The sequence below is a fragment of the Photobacterium sp. DA100 genome (assembly GCF_029223585.1).
Classification (GTDB): domain Bacteria; phylum Pseudomonadota; class Gammaproteobacteria; order Enterobacterales; family Vibrionaceae; genus Photobacterium.
The window spans coordinates 1,702,336-1,727,771 of sequence record NZ_CP119424.1; the positions used below are offsets into that span (position 1 = coordinate 1,702,336).

The window sequence follows — 25,436 nt, forward strand, 5'->3', positions numbered from 1 at the left end:
ACAACTAAGCGTCGTTCTGCCCTGTCGCGAGATATCAAGAAGACATAAAGCAGAATTAGGCAAGATTGATAGAAAATTAAGTCTTAACCTCTTAGTTGCATAAATGTACAATCGATAACCATAATGTGTATACCCAAGTAACGACTTGTGGCTTGGGCATAATTCCCTGCACATTCCTTTTTCCTGTTGGGATATCGCTCCGGTTTCACTTCTCACGATGCCTTTCATGCCATCGCGCCAAGTCAGAGCATCCCTGAGCCTGAGCTTTAGCCTTCGATAGAGCTATTTTGCCAAACACATCAGCCAGACTGGAATCATCATTTTATGTACAAACGTTTCGAAAAGCTCACGCAGGCCTTTCCGCCGAATGAGCCAGAACAGCCCCCAAAAGGACTGTTTGCCTTTTGCCGCTACTACACCCGTGGCTTTGAACTGCCACTGCTGGCGATGTCGGTACTCAGTGCGCTAATTGCCATCGTAGAAGTCTCACTGTTCGGTTTCATGGGCCAGCTGGTTGACTGGCTGGCTGAACACAATCCGGATACATTCTGGGCCGAAGAGGGCGGCAAGCTATTAGGCATGGGGCTGTTGGTGGTGATCGTCGTTCCTATCCTGATCACCCTGCACTCCTTGATTGTCCACCAAACGTTGCTGGGCAATTACCCCATGTCGATCCGCTGGCTGGCTCACCGCTACCTGCTTCGCCAGAGTGTGTCCTTCTACCAGGATGAATTCGCCGGCCGAATTGCTACCAAAGTGATGCAAACCGCGCTTTCGGTGCGAGAAACCGTGATGAAGCTGCTCGACGTGCTGGTATATATCACCGTCTACTTCACTTCAATGGTGGTGATGATCGGTCAATCCGATGCCAGATTAATGCTGCCGATGCTGCTTTGGCTGACGGCATATATCGGCATCCAGCTGTATTTCGTCCCCAAGCTCAAAGCCGTGGCCACCGAGCAGGCCGATGCCCGCTCGATGATGACCGGGCGTATTGTCGACAGCTATACCAACATTTCAACCGTCAAGTTGTTCTCGCACACCAACCGTGAAACCGAATATGCCGAGCAAGGTATGTCCGGCTTCATGGATACCGTCTACCGCCAGATGCGCTATGTCACCGGCTTCAACCTGTCTGTCGAAGCCATCAACTACCTGCTGGTGTTTATCATCGCCGGTATGTCTATCTGGTTATGGTCAAGCGCGGCAATTACCATCGGCAGTATCGCTATCGCAGTCAGCCTCGCGCTGCGTATCAACGGTATGTCCAAGTGGATCATGTGGGAAGTCGGCGGCCTGTTTGAAAATATCGGTACCGTGGTTGACGGTATGAAAACCCTGTCAAAACCTGTTGCTATCGAAGACAAGCCAGACGCGCCAGACCTTGATGTTGACCAAGGCGGGATCGAGTTCAGCGATGTCAGCTTCCACTACGGGGAAGAGAAAGGGGTTATCGACAAGCTGAACCTCAATATCAAACCGGGCGAGAAAATCGGTTTGATTGGCCGATCCGGTGCGGGCAAGTCGACCTTGGTTAACCTGCTGATGCGCTTCCACGACGTCGAGTCGGGCGCCATCAAAATTGACGGCCAGACCATTTCCGAGGTAACCCAGGACTCGCTGCGCGGCCAAATCGGCATGGTGACGCAAGATACGTCGCTGCTGCACCGCTCGATCCGCGAGAATATCCTTTACGGCCGTCCGGATGCGACAGAAGAAGAGCTGCTCAGAGCCACCAAGCAGGCCCATGCCCATGAATTTATCGAAACCCTCAGCGATCCCCATGGCAACGTCGGCTATGATGCCCAGGTCGGTGAGCGCGGTGTCAAACTCTCTGGTGGCCAGCGCCAGCGTATTGCCATCTCCCGCGTGTTGCTGAAAGACGCACCGATCCTGATCCTCGATGAGGCGACCTCGGCGCTCGACTCCGAAGTGGAAGCAGCGATCCAAGAAAGTCTCTACCAGTTGATGGAAGGCAAAACCGTTATCGCCATTGCCCACCGCCTGTCGACTATCGCCGCCATGGATCGCCTGATCGTGCTCGACCAAGGCCAGATTGTCGAACAAGGTACCCATCAGGAGCTACTGGATCACAACGGTATCTATGCCCAACTTTGGGAGCACCAGACCGGTGGATTCATCGCCGAAGAGGTTGAGTTGAAGCAAGCCTAACTTACCCTCCATATTGATCACTACAAACCCTGCTACTGCTATGTGCATGGCAGGGTTTCTTCTCCCTGAAACACTGAATCTAAGCCTTATTAAGTACCTGCAAAGAACATAGGAAAAGCCTATCAAAACTATCGGTACTACCATCTGTGACCAAATGAATAACCCGCTATATTCATACTGAATTTACCAAACACATCAAGACTGCCGCGCTATTTGTTGGCAGACAAGGAGTTCACTATGAGTAATGGTCAAAAAAGCACCGCGGGCAAATGCCCATTCATGCACGGCAGCCAAACCCACCAAGGGGGAAATGGCACCAAGAACCGTGACTGGTGGCCGAACCAACTAAACCTGCGCATCCTTCACCAGAACGACAAAAAAACCAACCCGATGGGTGAAGACTTCAGCTACAAGGATGCCTTCAACCAGCTTGATCTCAGTGCCGTTAAAAACGATATCGAAGACATTCTGACCACCTCGCAAGACTGGTGGCCTGCCGACTACGGCCACTACGGCCCACTGATGATCCGTATGGCCTGGCATGCCGCCGGCACCTACCGCACTGGCGACGGCCGCGGTGGCGCCTCGACCGGTAACCAACGCTTTGCCCCGCTCAACAGTTGGCCAGATAACGGTAACCTCGATAAAGCACGCCGCTTGCTGTGGCCGATCAAGCAAAAATACGGCAACAACCTCTCTTGGGCCGATCTCTACATCCTTGCCGGTAACGTTGCCCTTGAATCCATGGGACTGAAAACCTTTGGTTTCGGCGGTGGCCGCGAAGATATCTGGGAGCCAGAGGAAGATATCTACTGGGGGGCCGAGAAAGAGTGGCTTGATAATAAGCGCTACAGTGGCGAGCGAGACCTGGAGAATCCATTGGCCGCGGTGCAGATGGGCCTGATTTACGTCAACCCTGAAGGGCCAGACGGTAACCCGGATCCGCTGGCTTCGGGAAGAGATGTACGCGAAACCTTTGCTCGCATGGCGATGGATGACTACGAAACCGTGGCACTGACTGCCGGTGGCCACACCTTCGGCAAATGCCATGGCGCCGGTGATGCCGCCCATGTTGGCCCCGAGCCAGAAGCGGCCGCGATCGAGGAAATGGGCCTTGGCTGGATCAGCAGCTACCAGAGCGGCAAGGGGAGCGACAGCATTACCAGTGGCCTTGAAGGCTCATGGACGCCAACCCCAACCCAGTGGGACAACAGCTACTTCGACATGCTGCTTGGCTACGAGTGGGAGCTGGTGAAAAGCCCTGCCGGCGCGTGGCAGTGGGCCGCAAAGAATTTGGCACCGCAAAACCATGCGCCGGACGCGGAAGATCCGACCAAAAAAGTGGGCATCATGATGACCACCGCGGACATGTCACTGCGCGAAGACCCTGAATACCGCAAAATTTCCGAACGTTTCAATAACAACCCTGATGAGTTTGCCGATGCCTTCGCCCGCGCTTGGTTCAAACTGACCCACCGCGATATGGGGCCGAAATCCCGCTATCTTGGCCCTGAAGTCCCTGCCGAGGATTTGATCTGGCAAGATCCTGTGCCAGCCGTTGACCATCAGCTCATCGATACCAGCGATATTGCCGAACTAAAAGCAGCGATCCTCGACTCTGGGCTAGATATTTCGGAACTGGTTTACACCGCTTGGTCATCGGCCTCGACGTTCCGCGGCTCCGACAACCGCGGCGGCGCCAACGGCGCACGGATCCGCTTGGTGCCACAAAACAGCTGGCAGGTTAACCAGCCTCAGCAACTGCACAAAGTGCTAAGTGTGTTTGAAGGTATCCAAAACGACTTCAATAGCCGCCAAACCAGCAACAAGGCGGTTTCCCTTGCCGATTTAATTGTATTGGCCGGTAGCGCGGCCATCGAGCAAGCCGCCAAGAATGCAGGCGTCAACATTACCGTGCCGTTCAACCCAGGTCGTACAGATGCCACCGATGAACAGACCGATGCCGACTCGTTCAGCGTACTGGAGCCGGTCGCCGATGGCTTCCGCAACTACCTCAAGCAAAGCTACTCGGTATCGGCCGAAGAAATGCTGGTAGATAAAGCGCAACTTCTGACCCTGACCGCTCCGGAAATGACGGTACTGGTCGGTGGGATGCGCGCCCTGAATGCCAACTTTGGCAACAGCCAGCATGGTGTGTTCACCGACAAGCCGGGAACACTAAGCAACGACTTTTTCGTCAACCTGCTTGATATGAGCACCCAATGGGTACCGACCTCGTCCGAGGCTGAGACCTTCGAGGGCCGCGACCGCCAGACAGGCAAAGTGAAATGGACCGCCACCCGGGTAGACCTGATCTTCGGTTCGAATTCACAGCTTCGTGCCATTGCCGAGGTCTATGGCCAGGATGACGCCAAGGAAAAGTTCGTCACCGACTTCGTCAAGGCTTGGGTAAAAGTGATGGAAGCCGACCGCTTCGATCTGAAATAGCAGGCTGTAAATACCAAGCGTTAAGTTGCTAAAGTAACACAACCCTCGGGCCCAGTTTCGTTCCCCGCCAGCACCCGCTAGGCCGAAGCTGGGCCTGTTTTGTTGTAGCATCTGCCCCCCTTCAATTCTCGAGAAACAAAGTGGGAGGTAGGCTGGTTTAAGCGAGACTGGTTTTAGTGAGGCGATAAAACGTAATTGGACAACTCTAACGTAAATAGCCAAAAAACAAGGTAACGCCAAAGAACATCAAAACTATTCCAGCCGCTTTTTCCACAACATGAATATAACTACTGAGGCGCTCCTGTACACGAGGCAGGCCTATTACTGATGCAATAAATAAATCCCAGAGCAGGACAGCGAGAAACATCCATACCCCACATGATACCTGTTGAGTTAATGTGACATCATTACCGAGAATAACGGTCATCAGGCTCATATAGAACAAGGCATTCTTGGGATTGAGCAGTGCAGAATTAAAACCCAACATCAGTTGCTTTATAGCAGATGGTATTTTCTGATGATCGGCATGTAATTGTGCATCACGTCTTGTACTCCTCAGTAAGGCTGTTCCCAGCCACAAGAGATAAAGTGCTCCCAGTATCTCTACTGACGAAAAAACCACTTTGTTATCTCTTATACTTGTCCAACCGAAGATGGCCACGCCGATATAGATTGCATTGCCTAATGCGACTCCAAGACAAATAAAACGGCTGCCTTTTAATTTGTGTCGAATGGAGTGAGCAACAATCAAGAAAAAGTCTTGTCCTGGACTCAACAGTGCAACAAAATGTGCTAAAGCCAAGGCAGGAAAGGCTACGGGGAAAAGTGTTGAGAGCGACATATTAGGATCTCCATAGTAAACGCATCTGCCGACTATGAATTTTCCCCTTTAAGAAATATTGTCGAAAATTGACTTTATCTTTTGGTACTGCCTTGGTGTAGAGGCAGTGTAGTTAACGAAAGCCCGATGTAGCTGACTTTGATCTGAGAAACCAACTTCAATCGCAACATCAACAATCGGCATCCCCCCTCGCAATAAAATCTTAGCTTTCTCAACGCGGTGGTTATTTAGAAATGACTTTGGTGTGATACCAAAGTGGCTTTTGAACTGCCGAATTACTGTTTCTTTAGTATGTCCTAGTTCGAGAGCAAGAGTTTCAAGCGGTGGCGAACAGGCAATATCTCGTAAAAGGAGATTTTTAACCCTAACAGCCAATTTATCCCCTTCCACCAGTTCATTTCTCGGAGAGCAACATAGACTTAATATGTCGAACAGAGCATATTCTACTTTTGAAATAAGCTCGGACGATTCTTCCACCAACAATGCCGAAATAATTTCCCCTAGGCCGGTAGTACTTAATGTGTCTTGCAATGAGCTTTGGTCAATTGTGAACATTGTGACCTCATGGCCGAAGAGCATTGATAGCACCTCACAACACCAATCGTTATCTATATACAGCATGTGATAACTGCGGGGCTTACCATTAACGGGATTGCAAGAGTGAACCATGTTCGGCTCAATAAGGACGATATCACCTTTGTTGAGGGCAATATGTTTCTCTGGCAAAGACAAGCATGTTACCCCTGATTCCATTATTCCAATGGACAACTCGGAGTGATAGTGACTTTTATAACTTTGTGTACTGTCACGTGTCGAACGAATCGTTAAGTATGGCGTGTGCTTACTCGTCCAATAACTCTGACGAATGTGCCGTGCGGTACGTGTCATTGCAATAAACTCCATGTCGTAAGCTCTGAGCCTAAAAAGGCTTCCAGATTACCAAAAGTAAGTCAAACTTTAGTTCTTAGGAGCAGGCTTTTATTCGAGCGAGATACGCATAGCGGCAAAAGTGCACCGAAATATGGCCGACATTGCAAAATGGTTTACACCAAGGATCAGCTTAGATTAGGGGCCTTAGGTATAGAGCCACCCAATCGGCACGTTGTATTTTGCCCAGCAGGCTATATTTTTGAAAAAGCCGCCAATATATGCGGGAACCGCTCCCGTGACACTGGCTATCGCTCAAACAAGCATAAAGAGAGAAAAGTATGACGCTCAGAGATTCATTTCTTGCCTCACTCGCGATGATTGTTCTGCCCGCTGTTGCCCATGCGGATACACCAGAGCCGTCAAACAGTATTGCATATCCTGTCGGATGGCAGGAGTGGGCAACAATAGCGGTTTCCCATCGTACCGATAACAATACAGTCCGAGCAATCCTCGGCAATCCTATTGCGGTCGCCGCAGCGCGAGAGGGAAAGACCAATCCCTGGCCGGACGGGGCGATATTAGGAAAAGTGGTTTGGAAAAGTACGACGCTGGAGCACTGGCCAGCGGCTACGGCTCCGGGGGAGTTTGTCCATGCCGAATTTATGTTCAGAGACTCGAAGAAATATGCGGAGACATACGGTTGGGGTTGGGGGCGTTGGCTTGGTCAGTCACAAACTCCCTTTAATGAAGGGCCGCAAGCCTGTATCGCCTGTCATACCCCGGTCAAAGATCGCAACTGGGTATTTACAGAACCGGCATTCTTCCCGGAGATCAAATAACCAAGGCATGGGCGTCTCTGAGTTAGCTGGCACGCGTTGGGGGAAAACGTGCCAGCCGTGGTGGATTCATAAATTATGGGCACTGAAAACCTAGGCTTATCAAACGATTAAACCGTCTTTTTCGCTGGTTGGGCTATCTCCTCCCCTGCTTGGTCTTGCTGCTCTTCGTAACCGGTGATCATGGTTTTCATGTGGCTCAACGGCGTAGCGCCTGTGGTGGTCATGTACACATGCACGATAAAAAAGATCAGGATAAGAAAAGCCGACAGCAGGTGCAGGGCCGACAGCGTTGGCAGAGAGAGCACCTGCAGGCCGAATGGATAGGCCAGCAACATTAAGCCGGTTAGCCAAATTACAGGGGCCAACAGCAGTTTGAACCCCAGGTAGGAAAATCGCTGTAAGGGGTTGTGCTTGCGATCCGGTGTCGCTTTATAGGGGTGAGGCTTGCCAAAGAAGATATCCTTACTGTAGTAACGGATCACCGCCACTAGCTGCTCGGTGGTCGGAATATATTGCTTCCACTCCCCCGTGGTGAAATGCCAGAAAATGGCAAACACCCAAAGAATGATCAAGGCCACGGCCCCAACCTCATGCCACTGCAAGGCCTGTTCGAACCCAAGCCAGCTAAAAGTGCCGTGGATTTCGAAACCCGTGATCAGCATAGCGAGCATCAACAAGCTTTGTGACCAATGCCAGAAGCGCTCAAAACGTTTATAAATCATCTGACGCATAACTCACTCCTTGTCTTGTCTGTTGGGAACGATCACTCGCAAAATAGCGTGAATACACACGGCTCCGAGCGTCAACGCCACCAGCCACCAGAGGTAATGGCTGCCCTTGAACGGATCGGACTGACCGGGAAGATAGAAGCCCGCCAGTTTGAACAGCCGGCCATCCTGGCTATGGCATGCCTGGCACTCCAGCGCTTTTTCAGCAGGGGCAACCATATGGGTAATCGGGAAGTGGTATTCAGTATTGATAAACTCAAGCTTGCCACTGAACACTTCTCCACTGGCCTTCATACCTGCTTGTGCTGATGCGTCCCAGTCATAGCTCTTCCAGTATGCGGCTTTGTCTTTACCAAAGAGATATGGCGTAACCATAATTTGGTTTTCGCTATCGTAGGGTTGTTTACCTCTCATTACCTTGAACGGCCAGATCCGCGAATCGTCATCGCCACAGCGCCCCTGCGGGGTGGTTAATGCAATAATGCCTTGCTCATTGGCCGTGATTTTTTCACCGACAACGGTATAGTCCATCTCGCCGTTGAAGCATACATACTCGGGCACCACATTCATTTCCCACACAAAGTCGCCTTTTTTCGGGGTGTAGGTCACGTTGCCCCATTGGTCCTTGGTGACAGGTCGGCTTTTGTCACCCGCGCTGGACCAGTCCCAAACCGTTTTGGTGGCTTTCTCACGGGCAAACTCGGGGATATGGCAGGTTTGACAAGCGATGTTATCGACATGCTGGTTGAGGCGAATGGCATTGCGAGAGCCTTTATGCGGCTCCATGCCATGACAAGACTCGCAGCTTGCCCGGCTGAAATCGCTGTGGCCGGGAATATCGATACCGGAGGTATCTTTCGCCTGCATGGCGTAGCGCGAGCCCATGGTTTGGTGATTGCTGGTGGTATGGCAGTCCTGGCATTTCAGGTTAGCGCCCTGTTCGGATAAGTGAACATCCAGCTCTGGTGAGGCGCTAAAAAGGGTTGAGTCCATATCGCCATGTTTGACCGAGTCACCGCCCCCGCCGAAAAAGTGGCAAGCGCCGCAGTTTTCGATTTCCGGGGTAGCGACACTTTGGGCGGCCATCGCTAAGTCAACCGCAGGCAACATCTTGCCTGAGCCTTTGGGCCACTCCTTCGCTACGTAGTTAGGATGACCGGCATCGGTGGGAAATTTGCGATACTGCCCAGACTGCTCATGACAGACAAGACAGTCGATGCTCTCCTGCTTGGTGAAGTCAAAGCTATCATCCTTCCAGCCATAGCCGGCATGGCAACTGGTGCACCTCGGTTCGTTGGAGGCTGTCGATATACAGAAGTTATTGATCACTTCTGTCTTACCATAAACAGTGCCGGTACTCTCCTGACCATGTTGCCACGTCCAGTGTGTAGATTGCTGTAACTGTTCGCCGGCTTCAGTATGGCAATCGAGGCAGGCTTTGGTGACTTGCTCAGCACGTTCGAAGGGCCCGTAAAGTTGTTCGAACGCGCTGTGGTCGGCAGTCGAGGCAGCTACCCAGAGAGGCAGAAGCAAAATAGCCGAGCCAATAACAGCCCGACACCGTATCGAGAATGGTTTCCTAGCCATTTTAGCGCCTCCTTACATTAGCGGTTACTTAATTAAGTGATCGCTAATGCGAGAATGCCAAATGAATCCCAAGCTGATTTGTTCTATGTCAAAAAAAACGGTCGAAAAACATACAGCTTATGGGTTAGATCACATTCTTTGTTTGGCCACTGCCACTGCGTGACTTAATCTATTGGGCTACGTCATGCTCCCAACTGATTACGCCGTCATAGCTCTGACAATCCATTGCCGAATCAGACGCATCGGTAATATAGACCTGCTGCTTCTCAGAAACTGGATAGCTCAAATATTCCGAACACCTGGCGCTCTGGCCATTACCAACCACAACCTTTGTTCCGGGCTTCAACGTGCATTCTGCCAGCTTGTCGAGCGGCGACCATTGATAGCAAATTTCATAGTCTTTCCTATATTCCGATACCTGACCAGAAGGACGGGTAAATGACCACCATTGACCAAACTGGCTATGGGGGTTGGTACTATTCCAGGCCCGATAAATCGTCACTTCCTGAGTACTTTGATAAACCGCTCCCTGACATAACTTACCCGCAAGTGCTTCACCGAGAGCCTGGGATAGCAATGCCGGATCTTGTACCAGTTCGAATTTGTCACTCAGATCAGCACCGATCACGGTACTCCCGACACACAATTGCGCTGCCTCTTGGGTCGTTGTTACCGGATCGCTGGCACAGCCCTGAACAATAACAAACAGCGCAACATTCAAAATCCTTTTCATACTTAAAGCCTATTTGTCTTAAGTCTGTTTTAGTTGATAAAACCTAGCGACACCGGTTCACTTAACCGGCTTATTCATCGGTTTCTGCCCTTTGAAGTCATGCCGTGTTTCCGTTTTGAAAAGCTTACCTTCCTTGTGCATTTGCGGCGCACTCGCCTCGTCAAAAAGGAAAACCGCTTGGTCAACACGACGGTGAAGCACCACCTCAAGATATACCGTCTCATTTGGCTTTAAGAACGCATCTATATCAGCAGTTTCAACACGGTACTCGACAGCGTGATAATAAGTGAAACCTTGGTTTGGCCTGGCAATAACCCTAAAGCCCGTAAGCTGGCTCTTGCTTATCACGTCGTAGTCTATGTAGTAGACCAGATGGTTGGGGCTGGCCGCATTTTTCTGGCGGTCGACGAAAAAGCCTTTGGACAGTTTGTTCGGATCGCGGTCTTGGCCGCCCAACAAAACCAGATCGTAATCAGTCACAGGCTCACCTTGGTCATCATTAACGATAAAAACCAAATTCATATACCGATGACTGCGCTGTTGTGTTTGTTGAGTCAGTGTCGCTAGCGCCTGCTGGCATATCTGATAGTCGGCCTCAGAATCCACTTGCAGACACTTCAGGATTTCAGCGAGTTGTGGTTTTGTCGACGTTGCGCTTACGACACTGCGCATGATCCCCTTTTGCTTACCCGAGTGGCTGGCATTTGGGATCACCCCCAGCGGGACGGTTTCTGGACGCATCACCCCCTCAACCAGTTTCAGTAAACTAACATTGAGTTCATCTGACATATGGGCGACCGTATCTGCAGCTCCGGATTCAACAAACCTCACCATACTGAAGTTCATATTGGCCCCAGCAACCCTTACCACCCCGTCGGAGCCTGACTCAGCCAGATAACTATTCACAAAGTCGTAGAACTTCTTATCAATGGACTGCCCTGTCAAAACAAAAGGGTAAAAGCCACTCTCTACAGGCTTGTAGTGAAGATAGGCGCGGGACAAATCGATTTGCTGCTGGCTACCCAAAGATAACCAGTCGAGTATCAACTGCCCCGGCTCGATACCATCAAACCAGGCTTTTATTCTACCCACTCTCTGCTTGCCGAGTGCTGCCAGTGGTGAGCCATGGTTAGCCGGTGCCAACATGATCAGATGGCGCAGCGGGCTCTGGTCCAGATTGTCACTGCCATAGTAGCGATCGAGCCATTCGCGCACGACAGGCCCGCCTGTCGAATGAGTAATACAGGAAAACGCAGCAATGTCGTCACCAGCCGGGATCAAGTCATGTAGGGCCTGATCGAATGCACGTATGATATCGGTCATATTCACCGTATCATCAAAACTGATGTACCGTCCCAGCCAAACATGTTTTATATCAACATCAAGCCCATAGTTGCTCGCTTGCTTCGCAATAGCTTCTGGTAAGAGGCCATAGGTATTGGTATCCGTAACGCTCCATCCATGCACAAATATAACAATCATGTGTTTGTCCCTCTGAGTATGTTATCGAGACCCTTCTAATGCGAGATGTCAATGAGGCGGCGAGGACAATACTTACCTCGCGCCTGACTTATAAAGTAGACAACGATTGCTTAAAAACTAGACCACAGCAAGGCGCATAGACTTGAGGACAATCACAAAACAGCCAATTTCGATAAGCAAGTCCGATGGCGAACTAGGTCACTTTATAACGGCGACGATAAGGGGTGTAGTTTGAAAAAATCGATAAGCGCCCTGACTTTGCGCGGCATTAACGTTTTGTGTTGATAGACCGCATAAAGCGACACTGTAACACCATGCAACTCGGGTAGTATTCTGATGATTTGCCCTGATTTCAGCTCATTTTCAATCACAAAGCTTGGCATCACCGCGAACCCTTCCCCGGTCAGCACAAAATCCCTGAGCATCGAAGTAGTGCGTACCGACAGCGCGGGTTCTTTATTGAGCACGGTCGTCTGCCCTTGGCCGTTGCGCAAGACCAAATGCTTGCGGCCATGGACAATGGCATGGCTTAACCACTTCATGCCGGCAAGATCGCCAATGCCTGTCACGGGCGCAAAGCGCTCGAGGTAGCGCTTCGACGCGCACAGCATGTCGGTAAACTCGCCTATCTTGACCGCATACAAGCTAGAGTCCGCCAAGGCAGAAGAGGCCCGGATAGCGATATCGCAGCGCTCTTCCGTGAGATCCTGATAGCCATCGCTTTCAATAATATCCAAGCTGATCTTCGGGTATTGCTGCAAAAACTCGCTCAGTAACCGAACCAGCTCATGACTGCCGACTGGAGTCGAAATCCGTATCAAACCGCTTGGCTCGGAGTTGTCGAGCTGGACCTCGGCATTGGCCCAATAGGCTATCTCCTGTATTTCTCTGCATTTTTGATAATACAGCGTGCCCGCTTCGGTCAGCGACAGGGACCGGGTTGTCCGATGGAGCAACCGTGTATTCAGGTTTGACTCCAGTCTGGACACCACCTGAGAGACCCGCGCCTTGCCAAGGCCGAGAATGTCTGCGGCTTTGGTAAATGATTGCTGCTCGACAACCGCCGCAAACACCATCATATCGTCTAGCGAGATATTCATTACGCCCCACTGTTTAATATAGATAAACAGTAAGTTTACCTTTGCCCTGATTATCAATCAAAGAGTAAACGATATAGTGACAACCAACGGCAATACACGCCCAAGAAGATACTATCAGGAGAAACACCATGTCAGACCGCAAACTACTTATCACAGGCGCATCAGGCAAACTCGGCAAACAAGTGATTGAATACCTTTTGAATGATTTCAATATTCCGGCTAGCCAGCTAATTGCGACATCGCGCGAGGTAGCCAGCCTCGCCGGACTGGCAGAAATGGGGGTCGATGTGCGCAAGGCTGACTTCGCAGATCCAGCATCGTTGGAAGCCGCCTTTACCGGCGCAGACAACATGCTACTGATCAGCATTGATGCAATCGGCCAACGTAGCGAACTTCACCGCAATGCCGTGGTTGCGGCAGAACGTGTCGGCATCAAGCACCTGAGCTACACCTCAATGCCAGCGGCTGACACCTCCCCGGTCGTCTTCGCCTTTGAGCATGAAGCAACAGAAAAAGCGATTGCTGATAGCCAAATCAGCAACTGGACGATACTGCGCAACAACTGGTATTTCGAAAACCTGGCCGAGTTCTTCGCCAGTACCTTGCAAACCCAAGCCTGGCTGACCGCAGCCAAAGAAGGCAAGTCCGCACAACTCAGCCGCCTTGATCTTGCCTACGCCGCTGCCGCTTCGGTTGTGAAGGCACTGGAGGGCAAACAAACGTTCACCCTCAACGGCCCTGAGTCTCTGACCACCGACGAAATGGCGGCAAAGATCAATCACGCTCTGGGGCTCGATATTCAGGTGATCCACCAGTCTGATGAAGAGCTGGAAGCACAGCTGGCATCGTTTGGCTTGCCAGAAGGTATTGTCGCCATGGTCACAACAATGGACCAGCATGCCCGCGGCGCATTTTCCGATGGTACCAGCCAAGAGTTCGAGATGCTGACAGGCCGCCAGCCACAGAGCTTTTCTCATTGGCTCGAAGCCAACAGGAACATGCTGAGCCAAATTGCGAAGAACGCATAATTCATTGAGTATTCGCCCAGCCCACCGAGACAGAACCGGTGGGCTTTGCCGTTAAGCAGGGGCATCGAGACCTAATGTGCACATACCCACACTTTTCATACATTTAACAGCAATAATGCTGATTTTGGCTACACTTTATCCATCATAACAACAAAAGGGGTAGCCCATGGAAAACCCAACCAAACCACCCTATTCCGATCCCAAACAGGCTGCCCATTCATTACTCAAGCTGGTTACCGAGCTGGCAGAGGAAGTCAATCCCGGCAATGTCGATAGCAGTACCATCACCCTTGATAGCCTGCTCGACCAAGATCTCGGCCTCGACAGCCTCGCCCGTGCTGAGCTGATCCAACGCACCGAGCAGCAATTTACCATCACGCTACCGACACAGACACTGGCCGAAATCGAAACACCGCGCGACTTACTCAATGCCATCTTCAATGCCGAGCAACACCCAGCGGCTATCAAGGCCTCGGCGGATAAAATTGAGTTGCCTTCTGCCTCTATCTATCCCGATCACGTTGAAACATTGCAAGAATTGTTGCACTGGCACGTCGAGCAGCATGGCGATCGCCCCCACCTGTATGTGTATCAAGATGCCGACAATGTCGAGTCCATTAGTTACCGGACCCTCTACCAGCAAGCAATAGTCATCGCCGACCGGTTGCAAAGTCTCGGCATCGGTCCCGGAGATACGGTGGCCATCATGCTGCCTACCTGCAATGCCTATTTCTATTGTTTCTACGGCATTTTATTATCGCGGGCTATCCCGGTGCCGATTTACCCACCAGCAAGACCATCGCAAATTGAAGACCACTTGGTCAGACACAGCAAGATACTGCAAAATGCCGAGACCAAATTGCTTATCACCGTTGAACAAGCCAAAGGACTATCGACCCTGCTCAAACTTCATGTGCCGGCATTGGAGCATATTGTCACGACAGAAGAGATCGAATCCCTCAGCGTAGAGCCCCGCTCTTCCGAGCACCAGCCGATAGGCCATGCCCAGCCCGACGAGATAGCCTTCCTGCAATATACATCTGGCAGTACCGGCGTGCCCAAAGGGGTAAAACTTACCCATGCCAACTTGCTTGCCAATGTCCGGGCCATGGGCAAAGCCGTCGGCGCCACTTCCGACGATGTCTTTGTCAGTTGGTTGCCGGTCTACCACGATATGGGGCTGATTGGAGCCTGGTTTGGTAGCCTTTACCATGCTATCCCTTTGGTTATTATGTCGCCGCTTAACTTCCTGACCCAGCCCAAACGCTGGCTGTGGGCGCTTCACCACCACCGGGGCACCTTAACCGCCGCCCCCAACTTTGCCTATGAGTTATGTGTCAACAAAATCACCGATGCCGATCTAGAAGGGCTCGATCTCTCTTCGGTAAGGCATTGCTGGAACGGTGCCGAGCCCATCAGTCCGACAACAATCGATGCTTTCAGCAGCCGCTTTCAACAATATGGTTTCGCCCCGGAAGCCATGAACCCCGTGTATGGGCTGGCAGAATCCTCTGTTGGATTGACCTTCCCCCTAAGTACCCGCCAACCCCGGGTGGAATGGGTCGACCGGCAAACCATGATGAACTCCGGAAAAGCCGTCAATATCGAAACAGATCCCATTGAGTCTGGGCAACAAGACAATATCAACGCGCGGCTCGAACACAGCATTCCCCTGATCGGGCTGGGCCACCCCTTACCCGGCCACCAGATCCGCATCGTCGATAGCCAGGGAAGGGAATTGCCCGAGCGCCAGGAAGGCGAATTGGAATTTAAAGGCCCCTCATCAACATCGGGCTATTATCACTCCCCAGACAAAACCACCGAGCTCTACCACGACGACTGGCTGAGAACCGGTGATCGCGGCCTGACCATGGAAGGCGAACTGTTCCTCACCGGGCGGGTCAAGGACATCATCATCAAGGCGGGCCGTAACATTTATCCACAGGAGCTTGAATCGGCCGTTAGCCAGCTGAACGGCATTCGCAAAGGCTGCGTCGCCGTCTTTGCCAGCGCTAACCCGCAAACAGGCACTGAACAGTTGGTTGTGCTGGCCGAAACCAAACTCGAGGATGAGCAGGAAAAGCATAAATTACGCGATGAGATACAGAGTCTGTCTTTCAACCTGCTCGGGATCCCCACCGATGTCGTTGCACTCTGCCCCCCGCATACCGTACCCAAAACATCCAGCGGGAAAATCCGCCGTTCGGCATGCAAAACGCTGTTTGAGGAAAACAAACTCGATGCTCCCCAGCGCGCCGTATGGTGGCAAGCGACCCGCTTATTCTTGTCCAGCGCCAAGCCGGCATTGATACGATTCAGGCGCCTGGCAACAGACTGGGGGTTCGCCTGCTATATGTGGCTGGTCATGGCCCTGTTGGCCCCCCCCGTTTGGATTCTGGTTGCTATTTTGCCTTCAACCTCAGCCTGTTGGTCGGTTGCCCGCTGGGGCTCACGGGCGTTGATCAAGCTTACCGGCACCAAGCTCACCATCAACGGCCTTGAGCATCTCCCCGACGATGACAGGCCGTATCTGGTTATCGCCAACCATGCCAGTTACTTAGATGGCCTAGTACTACTGGCTGCAACCGGCAAAGAACACCAGTTTGTCGCCAAGTCCGAGCTCAAAGACAACTTTTTTGCCCATACTTTCCTCGGCAAATTAGGTACCCATTTTGTTGAACGTTTCGATACCCAACAAAGCATTTCCGACAGCCAGCAACTGACCAGCTTTGCCGATAGCCCCAGGCCGCTGACGCTTTTTCCCGAGGGCACCTTATATCGCATGGCCGGCCTGCATGATTTCCATCTCGGCGCATTTCAAATCGCTATCGATCAGCAGTTCCCCGTACTGCCCATTACCCTCAAAGGCACCCGCTCCATTTTGCGGGATCGCTCGCTCTTTCCCCGCAAGGGGGAAATAGAGGTGATTATCAGCCCCCTGATCCAACCTGAAGGGGACGATTGGCAAGCCACGTTGGCGCTGCGCAATTCGGCCAGGAAAGTCATATTGGAAAACAGTGGGGAGCCTGATTTGGCCAGGGAAACAACGAAATGACCTGAAAGGAGAAGAGCGCCCAGCCTCGGGCGCTCTCTTGCGACCGCACCAATCAGCCCCAACGATGAAGAATGCCACTAAGACTCGTAGTGGTGGCAACATATTTCACCGTTGCCTCAGAGGAAAGCAAAATAATTCAAAGCTTTGACACTAGAGTGGCAGAGAAAAGACAGTATGGTGACAGATATATCGCATCTCAATTACAAACTTGAAAAATAGTTCGCAAAATTATTCACTGTTTTTGCCTATTCATGATTCCGATCAACAAACCACCAACAATTAAGCCGACAAGCTGGTCACACCACCACAACGGTGTTATTACAGTGCATGTCTTTTATTTCCGCCACGTTGGGACAAATTTTGTGCCACAGCTTTGGGGATAAATAAAAGCGTATAACAGCAACGCTGACATGAAGTCAGCGAAAGATATAAGGAGTGTTATTCATGTTGTGCCCAGATTGTAAACAACCAATGGTTAAGACTAAAGACAACCAGAATCATTGTGTTGATATTAATTGCCCGCCAACCCGAACCCATTGTCCTGAATGCGACTCAGAAAACACCCAGATCATTAACAAAAGTATCAGCGATGCCGAAGTCTGTTGTAATGACTGCCAGGCAACTTGGGTGATCTCGCGTAGTTAGTCTCTATCTAGTAGAGATGGCAGTGCAAGGCAGATATTTCCATGCTCACTGACGGTGAGCTCAAGATGAAGGTGGCAGCGAACTCCTTCTATGCCGCCCGCTCTGCTTTACCCGGCAAGCTATAAACTCGCCTTTCACTTTGCCACCAAACGGGATTTCCAAGTGCCAGCCAAGCTTGAAGGCACTGGAAATCCCGCGTAAACACATTAACGGACAAAGTCATACCCATAAACACCCACACTATGACTCAAAGGTATTGGAATATATTATTACCACTTGTTATATGAAAAGCAGGTTTCTTGAGGCACAATCAAGGGTATGAAAATATTGTGAAAATAATGAGTGTGCAATGAAACTACAGCAACTGCGTTACCTTAAGGCGGTGATAGACAACAACCTGAATATCTCGGTTGCTGCCAATTCCCTGTTCACTACCCAGCCGGGGGTCAGCAAGCAAATCAGACTGCTAGAGTCTGAGTTGGGGGTTAAAATCTTTGAGCGCAAGGGCAAGTCCATCAGCGCAGTCACCCCCATCGGCAAGCAGATCATCGATGAAGCCATCGACATGCTGGAAAAAGAAAGCCGTATCAAGACGATTGTCCGTGATCACATCAAGCCCGAAGAAGGCTTTTTGAACATCTACACCACCAATACCATTGCACGCTACCTGATCCCTGAAGCGGTAGAGCGCTTCGTCAAACGCTATCCGAAAATCAAATTCCATATCGGTACATCGCAGCTCGACAAATATGGCCATATCCTAAAGCGTGGCCAATCAGACTTCTCGATCCTCGCGCAAAATGTCGAAAGGGAAAAAGACATCATCGTGCTACCGGCCTACAAGTGGAACCTGAGCCTGATCGTGCCCAAAGATCACCCCTTGGCCAAAGACCGTGATATCTCCATCGAGAAGATTGGCGCCTACCCTCTGATTAGCTACGAGCCAGGTTCAACCGGGCGTTCGGCACAGGACAAAGCCTTCAGTGCAAAAGGCATCACCCCGTATTACTTCATGACGGTAATGGATGTCGAGGTTATCAAAAAATACGTCAACCTCGGCTACGGTATCGGTATCATTGCCCAAGTGGCCGCCCAAGACGTGGTGGACGAGAATCTGGTCAGCATCCCGCTCAATGATATTATCCCGGCGTGTGATGCCTGGCTGTGCTACAGTCGTAACCTGTTCTTGCAAAAATACATGTTGGATTTCATCGAGCTGTTCTGCCCACACCTCACCCGCGAGGTGATGGAAGATATCGCCCATTGCTCTGATAATGAGATTCTCAAGATTTCCGAACAATTTGAGTTACCGGAATATTAATATTGCCATTAAGACTATTAATAAATTCATCTTTCGATATACCTAACTATTGAAAGGTGAATTTTTAATATTTATCACTAAACAGTTCCAATAGAGTATTTAAACTTTTCTAATTATCTGTTGCTATTTCACAAAACAATTTAACATCTGTTCTTTATTTAACCACCTTCAATATTTTTTTCCTTATTTCCACCTATTCTATATCTCGTTCAGAAACACAATAAATATGAAATTATGAATCGATATAGAAGAGGTCAATGCAGAGTTGTAATGTTTATCACTCGCTTTGTGAACTAAAACATTTTGCTGACCTTAATATCAGGAATATGACTGAAATGAGGGAACGAATATGTCGCTTAGTATGGCTGAACCCAAACAAAAATTATCAATATCATTAACTAATCAAATACTTATTGCAACTGCAGCCGGTATTGCTTTCGGGGCTCTAGTCGGCCCGTGGGCCGAGAACATTAAATTTATCGGTGATATCTTTATCCGCTTAATTCAGATGTCGGTTGTCCTGCTGGTGATGACCGCAGTATCGGCTGCAATCGGCAACGTTGACGGCAAAGGTGCAGGGAAGATGAGCCTGCACACATTCAAGTGGATCATTTCGATGACCATCGTCTCTGCCTTTGTCGGGTTATTTCTTGCCCTCACGATAAAACCCGGCGAGGGGATTATCATCGAAGGCGCAGCAGCAGCCGTTGCCACGCCAGATGCTTCCATCAAAGAGACCATATTGGGGTTCTTCTCGACCAATATCGTTGATTCGATGGCGAGCGGTGCGATGATACCCTGCATTGTGTTTGCCGTCATATTTGGACTGGCGATGGGGTCATATTCCCGAACCACCGGCAATAAGGTGATCACTGAGTTTATCGTCAGCTTTAATGCAGTGATCATGAACATCATCAAAATGGTCATGAAACTGGCACCCATTGGTATTTTCTGCCTGCTGGCTAACGTATCTGGGGCCATCGGCTTTAAAGTCATTATCCCGATGCTGAAATTCCTCGGCGCACTGGCAATCGGAGATATCATCCTGCTGCTAATGTATGGTCCTCTCACCGCCATGCTGACCAAAGTGAACCCATTTAAAATGCCACAAAAGTTTGCAAAATTGTCGATTATGTCGATGACCACGACCTCTTCTGCAATTTGCCTGCCGACCAAAATGGAAGATTCAGTGACCAAGTTTGGCGTCAGCCGAAAAGTGGCCGACTTCACCGGCCCTATCACGATGTCAATGAATGCCAACGGTGCGGTGATGTGCTACGTCTTGGCGATTTTCTTCATGAGCCAAGCAACCGGTATTGTGCTTGAGCCCTTCCAGATGGGGATGGCTATCCTGCTGTCTGTGCTGATGTGCATGGGAACCATTGTCGTGCCCGGCGGGATGATTATCGTCTATACCTTCCTTGCCAGCTCAATGGGCCTACCGCTAGAAAGCGTGGCGATCCTTATCGGTATCGACTGGTTCTCAGGGATGTTCAGAACCCTGCTCAACAATGTGGTGGATGTGATGATAGCCATGCTTGTGTCCGACAAACTGGGTGAGTTTGACCGGGAAGTCTACAACGATAAGAAGACAGCCGAGTACGTCCAAGCTTAATGCTTGCTTGCCATTAAAGGCATTTGACACAAAAGCCAGCAGATACATACCTGCTGGCTTCTTTTATTTTTTGCAATTCTGAATACTATCAACTGGTCCGTATCTATCTTTCAACAAGCTCTCAAGGGAGCCCTCATCATCCCTTCTATCCAATAGCATTTCAGAGTGGTCTTTTCGCTAGCCTTTGCTTCAAGCAACATAACCAACACAGTTTACTGTATGAGAATTGAACTACTTTTCTAATCAATAGGAGATCAGGCCTCAACTGTCAGAAGTCGCTTCTGCTTTTGGGGTTCTCGGTCCTAAAAATATAATTGACAGCTTAATGGACGAGTTTTGATTAGCCTGGAGGAGAAAAAATGATGCATTGGTTGAGCCACGCGATTTAGATAACTTAACAGCGAATAGGCTAAGCTGTTGTTTTCAATTAAAATTAAAAATAAAAAAGAAATAACTATCTATTATGTATACAACGTGTATAGTAGCTGGAGCTCAATTGGCTTGGGCTATTAATGAAATATTTAGTTCAAGATTTTCTCAGTTTACTTTCGATTCAGTTCGTCATATTTATCCTGTGATACCTTTTTCTTCATTCTCGATTTAATAGCTATTTAAATTAATTCAATATATCGAGGTATATATGTCAAATAAGACAACAGGTTCAGTAAAGTGGTTTGACGAAACGAAAGGTTTTGGTTTTATCACTCCAGATAATGGTAGTGCTGATGTTTTTGTTCACTTCAGAGCTATCGCTACAGATGGTTTCAAAACGTTGGCTGAAGGCCAAAAAGTAGCTTTTAATGTAGAGCAGGGTGGCAAAGGCCCACAAGCTGCGAACGTTACTTTAGCTTAATCGATATTCAGGGAGGTTTCGTTTATTGCCTAGTTATAACGAGATCTCTCTACCCAACGTTTAGTAGGTATTAATTTGAAGCGAAGAACCAATAGAAAAATATATTGGTACTATACAGTACGCGAACATAACAATATCAAACGGGAAAAGATCTTTCCCATAATAAATAGTCACCTTTCTTATGGTGAAGCCACTTAGCCTGCCACCATACACTTGATAAATAGATATGTATAAACGCAATATCTTATTCAGTGTAAAGACAAATAGCTTTGATTTAAGCTTTTCATTTGGTGAGTCGATCAACGCAGGTGAAATTAAAGATTCACAAGAGTTGAGTTTCGGAACATTTCATATTCACTCAAAAAGGGAAGTAAAACCTTGAAAAAGAAAGTACCTAGTGAAAAGTCGCATAAAGATAATAATAAAAATGACAAGCCAAATAACATTCATCAAGTAAGAAGAAAAATTGAAGACATTCTGTTAGAGCGTGAACAGAAAAAATTATTAGACCTTTAATGGAATATAAAATTATGCGTAAACCAGTAAAAAAAGCCAGCAAAAAGATGCGAAAAAGTGATTTCGAAGAAAAGTTCACAAAAATGGTTGAGGAATACCAGAGAGCAAAAGAAGTTCTTGATTCCTTGGAAGTAGGCACTACCGAGTATGCGAAAAAGAAAAAACAGTGTGATATCCTCTTCGCGAGTGCCGAACGTTTCATCAATGCACAGAAGTAGCTGTAATTGATTTTTGCTAAGCCTAACGCCCCTAAAGTGAGCAACTTCGTTCTAAAATTCTAATGTCTTTATATCGATGATATTCAAATTAGGTTGAAATGATAGTAGGCATTTACATAGTATATCTATATGAATAGCATGTTTCAGAGACGGTTTGACCATAATTGTAAGAGCATTCTCACTAAAGTACGAAGTCATAGTTCATGTAAGAGTAAATATACAGTATTATGCTTTCTTCACAGCAACGTCTAAAACGGTGCAAGATTAATTTTTATTAATTGTGAGTAGTCTAAACCCTTAATTTAGAGTAAAGTGACACTTTATCTTCTAATAAAGTTATAATTATGAGCGACGTTTTTAAGACATTATTAAACTTACGTTCTTTGCGCGCGGTTGCACGTGAAGAGTTTACGCTAGAACAACTTCAAGAAGCCCTTGAGAAGCTGCAAACTGTGGTCGCTGAGCGTAAAGAAGCTGAAGCAGAATCTCGACAAGCAGAGAAAGAAAAAGAAGAAAAACTGAAGGCATACCGCCAAATGCTAATTGCAGATGGTATCGACCCAGAAGAGTTACTGGCAACCCTAGCTGACACGCCAAAAAAATCTAAGCGTACACCTCGCCCAGCTAAGTATAAGTTCACCGTTGATGGTGAAGATCGCACCTGGACAGGCCAAGGTCGCATGCCTGCTCCCCTTAGGGAAGCAATCGAAAATGAAGGAAAATCACTCGATGATTTTCTGATTTAATTGGTGCAAAGCCTCAATTATTGGGGCTTTCACTTACGCAAACACGATAACGACAGCAGTTCGTTATCGTTTATTGGCTGACCTCTAACTCATCGCCCTAATCACTCAACAGTTTCAAAGTAGAATCTGTATTCACGTACAGCGTCTATCTAAACACCTTTTTCTCTCAACTCACGGTACTGCTGAGTCTTAACCGTTCGGAAATCCATAGCCTGCAGGGCAAGGATTATCTGTAGTTCATCCATTGAACATGACCTAGCAGCAGAACTGCAAGTACCGCAGACAACATGGGCTTTAACCTTAAAACCAGTTTATCAAGCCAATTGTTCTCTTTCTTTTCTTTACGCTTACCACATAAGTAGCAATGGTTGCCTTGCTTCAATGCAGCCTGTTCCCTTGCAGCTTTAGGGCTAAGTGATTTGTTAGGTGGGGTACCGTTGGTCTTCTTAATACCACTGAACATGATGGTCATGTGCCTGTGTATCCTATTTCTGGTGCATTTAACTAGTCAAATTACGGCTGTACTCATTGCACAGATTACGTGGCTAAGCCAATGTGACCAGCTCGAGCAATACTTACACTCATCCAAAATATAAATAATAAATTTTAATAAACTTGTTGGATTTTTTTTAAGAAATAACTTTTCACTATAAAAAAGAATTGAACAATGCTCTGTTAATAAGCAAAAAAACAAAAACATTACCTTTTGTGTGTCTTTCTTATGATACATACAGAATACGTCACTGTATAGTTTTTGAACATGAAGATTTGATATAAATAACAGAGGGAAATGCGATGAATGAAATAACCAAGGAGATTATCGACGAATATCGCTCTAGGGGATATAACGATGATTTATGACCCAAGCCGGCAAATAAAAGAACCTGGCGAGCACTGAATTACTTACCCTTTGGCAGGGGTCGGTACACAACGTGCCGAATTACGTTGCGGTTGGTGGTTTCTTTATGCTCGGTTTGAGCACGTCAGGGATCATGGCTGCTATTTTGCTAAGCGGCATCGTTATCGCACTGGCGATGATCCTAAACGGTGCCCCGGGGTCTAAATATGGTGTTCCCTTTTCCATGCTACTTCGTGCCCCATACGGTGTTAAAGGTGCCCTTTTTCCTGGTATTTTGCGTGGTGGTATTGCTGCTACTGGGTTGATTGTTTCGCCTGGTATGGTCGACGGCCATGTCCATATTACCGACCCAGGAGGTCCGCGTAGCGAGTGGGAGGGGTATGAAACCGCAACCAAAGCGGCGGCGAAAGGAGGCGTTACCACCTGTGTCGAAATGCCGCTGAACCAAGTGCCGGCGACGATTGACCGTGAAACACTGCATATCAAATACGAAGCCGGAAAGGGTAAACTGACGATTGATGTTGCCTCGCTGGGGGGCTTGGTACCTCATAATATTGATCGCTTGCATGAGCTGGCAGAGGAAGGCGTGGTTGGCTATAAATGTTTTGTGTCAACATGCGGCAATCCCGATCCGGAGTCCGGGGATTTTTGTAACGTAAACAACTACGAGCTTTATGAAGGCATGACCGAGCTAGCACGCTTGGGCAAGATTTTGCTGATGCATGCTGAAAATGCCGAGATTTGCGATGGTTTGGGCAAAAAAGCAGTGGCAGAAAGGCGCCTTACCGCCAAGGATTACATCGCCTCCCGTCCGGTCTTCACGGAGGTCGAGGCTGTGCGCCGTGCACTTTACCTGGCAAAGGAAACCGGCTGTAAGCTACACCTTTGCCACTTGAGCAGCCCAGAAGCGATTGAGGAAGTGACCAAAGCCCGTAACAACGGTCAGGACGTGACCTGCGAGTCTTGCGGTCACTACTTCGCCATTGACGACAACCAGTTTGAAGAAATTGGTACCAAGGCCAAGTGTTCACCGCCGATCCGTGATAAGGATAACCAAGATCGCATGTGGGCTAAGCTGCTGAACGGCGAGATTGACTTTATTACCTCTGACCATTCGCCCTGCACGCCTGATCTCAAAGAAGGCGGGATTTTTGATGCTTGGGGCGGTATTTCTTCGTTACAGAACAGCGTCGATATCATGTTCGATGAAGCGGTACAAAAGCGCGGTATGGCACTGACGCAATTCGCCAAGCTGATGGCGACTAACCCAGCCGATCTCTTCGGTTTGGAGCAGAAAGGACGCATTGCTGTCGGTAAAGATGCTGACATTGTCATGATTAAACCGGATTCATCCTATGTATTGACTGCAGACGATCTGGAGTATCACAATAAATTCAGTGCCTATGAGGGCAGGACTATTGGTGCCCAGGTGGCGAAGACGCTGCTGAGAGGCCAGGTTGTCTACGATCTTGAGACTGGGGTAATCAATCCGTTCCAGGGAGAGTTCGTCACGGTTTGATGAGGCGTGACAAATATGCAAGGAGGGAGCGGTTAGCTGCCTTTTTTATGTTTAGCATCGAGTGCGGTTGGAGGTTGTTATCTAGTTTGGCGTTCGATAGATGGCTTGGCGGGGGCGGATGTAGTTGTAAAAGCATTGCTGATACCGGGGGGATTATTGCGGTCTGGGAGTTTTTTATTGGATGACTTTATAGCGGTAATAAGTGGTATCTTTAATTATAAGGTAGAGCAACGTTTGTATTATGAAGAAAGCCCCATTCGG

General features: G+C 48.9%; 20 protein-coding genes. 12 read left to right on the forward strand and 8 right to left on the reverse strand.

Translation table 11 applies throughout. The features are described 5' to 3' along the window. The first annotated feature begins 324 nt into the window (after positions 1-324). Complete coding sequence (locus PTW35_RS25325; protein WP_281027991.1) at positions 325-2,172, forward strand: ABC transporter ATP-binding protein; 1,848 nt, start codon at positions 325-327, stop codon at positions 2,170-2,172. A 237-nt stretch (positions 2,173-2,409) separates the two neighbouring features. Then, a complete protein-coding gene (katG, locus tag PTW35_RS25330) occupies positions 2,410-4,620 on the forward strand; it encodes a catalase/peroxidase HPI (protein WP_281027992.1) in 2,211 nt (736 codons plus the stop codon). A gap of 205 nt (positions 4,621-4,825) precedes the next feature. Here the strand turns inward: katG and PTW35_RS25335 are convergent, their stop codons facing one another. Next, the gene (locus tag PTW35_RS25335) at positions 4,826-5,461 is read right to left on the reverse strand and encodes a LysE family transporter (RefSeq protein WP_281027993.1); all 636 of its coding nucleotides are present in this window, start codon (positions 5,459-5,461) and stop codon (positions 4,826-4,828) included. A 48-nt stretch (positions 5,462-5,509) separates the two neighbouring features. Continuing rightward, positions 5,510-6,349, reverse strand: coding sequence for an AraC family transcriptional regulator (locus PTW35_RS25340; protein WP_281027994.1), 840 nt, complete (start codon positions 6,347-6,349; stop codon positions 5,510-5,512). Between the two features lie 320 nt (positions 6,350-6,669). Here PTW35_RS25340 and PTW35_RS25345 point away from each other — a divergent pair, with 320 nt between their 5' ends. Further along, positions 6,670-7,170: a cytochrome P460 family protein gene (locus PTW35_RS25345; RefSeq protein WP_044621585.1), complete on the forward strand. Its 501-nt coding sequence runs from the start codon at positions 6,670-6,672 to the stop codon at positions 7,168-7,170. 107 nt (positions 7,171-7,277) lie between these two features. On the opposite strand, the gene PTW35_RS25350 is transcribed toward PTW35_RS25345, so the two are convergent. From PTW35_RS25350 to PTW35_RS25370, 5 genes are all read right to left on the reverse strand, one after another. Then, on the reverse strand, positions 7,278-7,901 hold the full coding sequence (locus PTW35_RS25350) for a cytochrome b/b6 domain-containing protein (RefSeq protein WP_044621586.1): 624 nt from the start codon (positions 7,899-7,901) through the stop codon (positions 7,278-7,280). A gap of 3 nt (positions 7,902-7,904) precedes the next feature. Further along, on the reverse strand, positions 7,905-9,485 hold the full coding sequence (locus PTW35_RS25355) for a tetrathionate reductase family octaheme c-type cytochrome (protein WP_044621587.1): 1,581 nt from the start codon (positions 9,483-9,485) through the stop codon (positions 7,905-7,907). Positions 9,486-9,654: 169 nt separating this feature from the next. Beyond that, complete coding sequence (locus tag PTW35_RS25360) at positions 9,655-10,218, reverse strand: hypothetical protein (protein ID WP_044621588.1); 564 nt, start codon at positions 10,216-10,218, stop codon at positions 9,655-9,657. Between the two features lie 57 nt (positions 10,219-10,275). Then, complete coding sequence (locus PTW35_RS25365) at positions 10,276-11,700, reverse strand: hypothetical protein (protein ID WP_082060515.1); 1,425 nt, start codon at positions 11,698-11,700, stop codon at positions 10,276-10,278. Between the two features lie 203 nt (positions 11,701-11,903). After that, complete coding sequence (locus tag PTW35_RS25370) at positions 11,904-12,800, reverse strand: LysR family transcriptional regulator (protein ID WP_281027995.1); 897 nt, start codon at positions 12,798-12,800, stop codon at positions 11,904-11,906. A 128-nt stretch (positions 12,801-12,928) separates the two neighbouring features. Here PTW35_RS25370 and PTW35_RS25375 point away from each other — a divergent pair, with 128 nt between their 5' ends. The 8 genes from PTW35_RS25375 to PTW35_RS25410 all read left to right on the forward strand — a co-directional run bounded on the left by PTW35_RS25375 (position 12,929) and on the right by PTW35_RS25410 (position 22,797). Beyond that, complete coding sequence (locus tag PTW35_RS25375; protein WP_281027996.1) at positions 12,929-13,828, forward strand: SDR family oxidoreductase; 900 nt, start codon at positions 12,929-12,931, stop codon at positions 13,826-13,828. Positions 13,829-13,994: 166 nt separating this feature from the next. Further along, positions 13,995-16,883, forward strand: coding sequence for an AMP-binding protein (locus PTW35_RS25380; protein ID WP_281027997.1), 2,889 nt, complete (start codon positions 13,995-13,997; stop codon positions 16,881-16,883). Between the two features lie 994 nt (positions 16,884-17,877). After that, complete coding sequence (locus PTW35_RS25385) at positions 17,878-18,849, forward strand: LysR substrate-binding domain-containing protein (RefSeq protein WP_044621592.1); 972 nt, start codon at positions 17,878-17,880, stop codon at positions 18,847-18,849. Positions 18,850-19,198: 349 nt separating this feature from the next. Further along, the gene (locus tag PTW35_RS25390; protein WP_281027998.1) at positions 19,199-20,464 is read left to right on the forward strand and encodes a dicarboxylate/amino acid:cation symporter; all 1,266 of its coding nucleotides are present in this window, start codon (positions 19,199-19,201) and stop codon (positions 20,462-20,464) included. A gap of 640 nt (positions 20,465-21,104) precedes the next feature. Further along, complete coding sequence (locus tag PTW35_RS25395; protein ID WP_082060516.1) at positions 21,105-21,317, forward strand: cold-shock protein; 213 nt, start codon at positions 21,105-21,107, stop codon at positions 21,315-21,317. A gap of 378 nt (positions 21,318-21,695) precedes the next feature. Further along, positions 21,696-21,833 carry a hypothetical protein gene (locus PTW35_RS25400; protein WP_162845586.1) on the forward strand — a complete coding sequence of 46 codons (138 nt, stop codon included), beginning with the start codon at positions 21,696-21,698 and terminating at the stop codon, positions 21,831-21,833. Positions 21,834-21,847: 14 nt separating this feature from the next. Continuing rightward, entirely contained in the window at positions 21,848-22,051 is a 204-nt protein-coding gene (locus PTW35_RS25405) for a hypothetical protein (protein ID WP_044621594.1), read from the forward strand. Between the two features lie 344 nt (positions 22,052-22,395). Beyond that, positions 22,396-22,797, forward strand: coding sequence for an H-NS family nucleoid-associated regulatory protein (locus PTW35_RS25410; RefSeq protein ID WP_281027999.1), 402 nt, complete (start codon positions 22,396-22,398; stop codon positions 22,795-22,797). A 226-nt stretch (positions 22,798-23,023) separates the two neighbouring features. On the opposite strand, the gene PTW35_RS25415 is transcribed toward PTW35_RS25410, so the two are convergent. Next, a complete protein-coding gene (locus tag PTW35_RS25415) occupies positions 23,024-23,269 on the reverse strand; it encodes a hypothetical protein (protein WP_281028000.1) in 246 nt (81 codons plus the stop codon). Positions 23,270-23,681: 412 nt separating this feature from the next. On the opposite strand from PTW35_RS25415, the gene allB reads away from it, so the two are divergent. Then, positions 23,682-25,175, forward strand: coding sequence for an allantoinase AllB (allB, locus tag PTW35_RS25425; RefSeq protein ID WP_348637748.1), 1,494 nt, complete (start codon positions 23,682-23,684; stop codon positions 25,173-25,175). Positions 25,176-25,436: the final 261 nt, after the last annotated feature.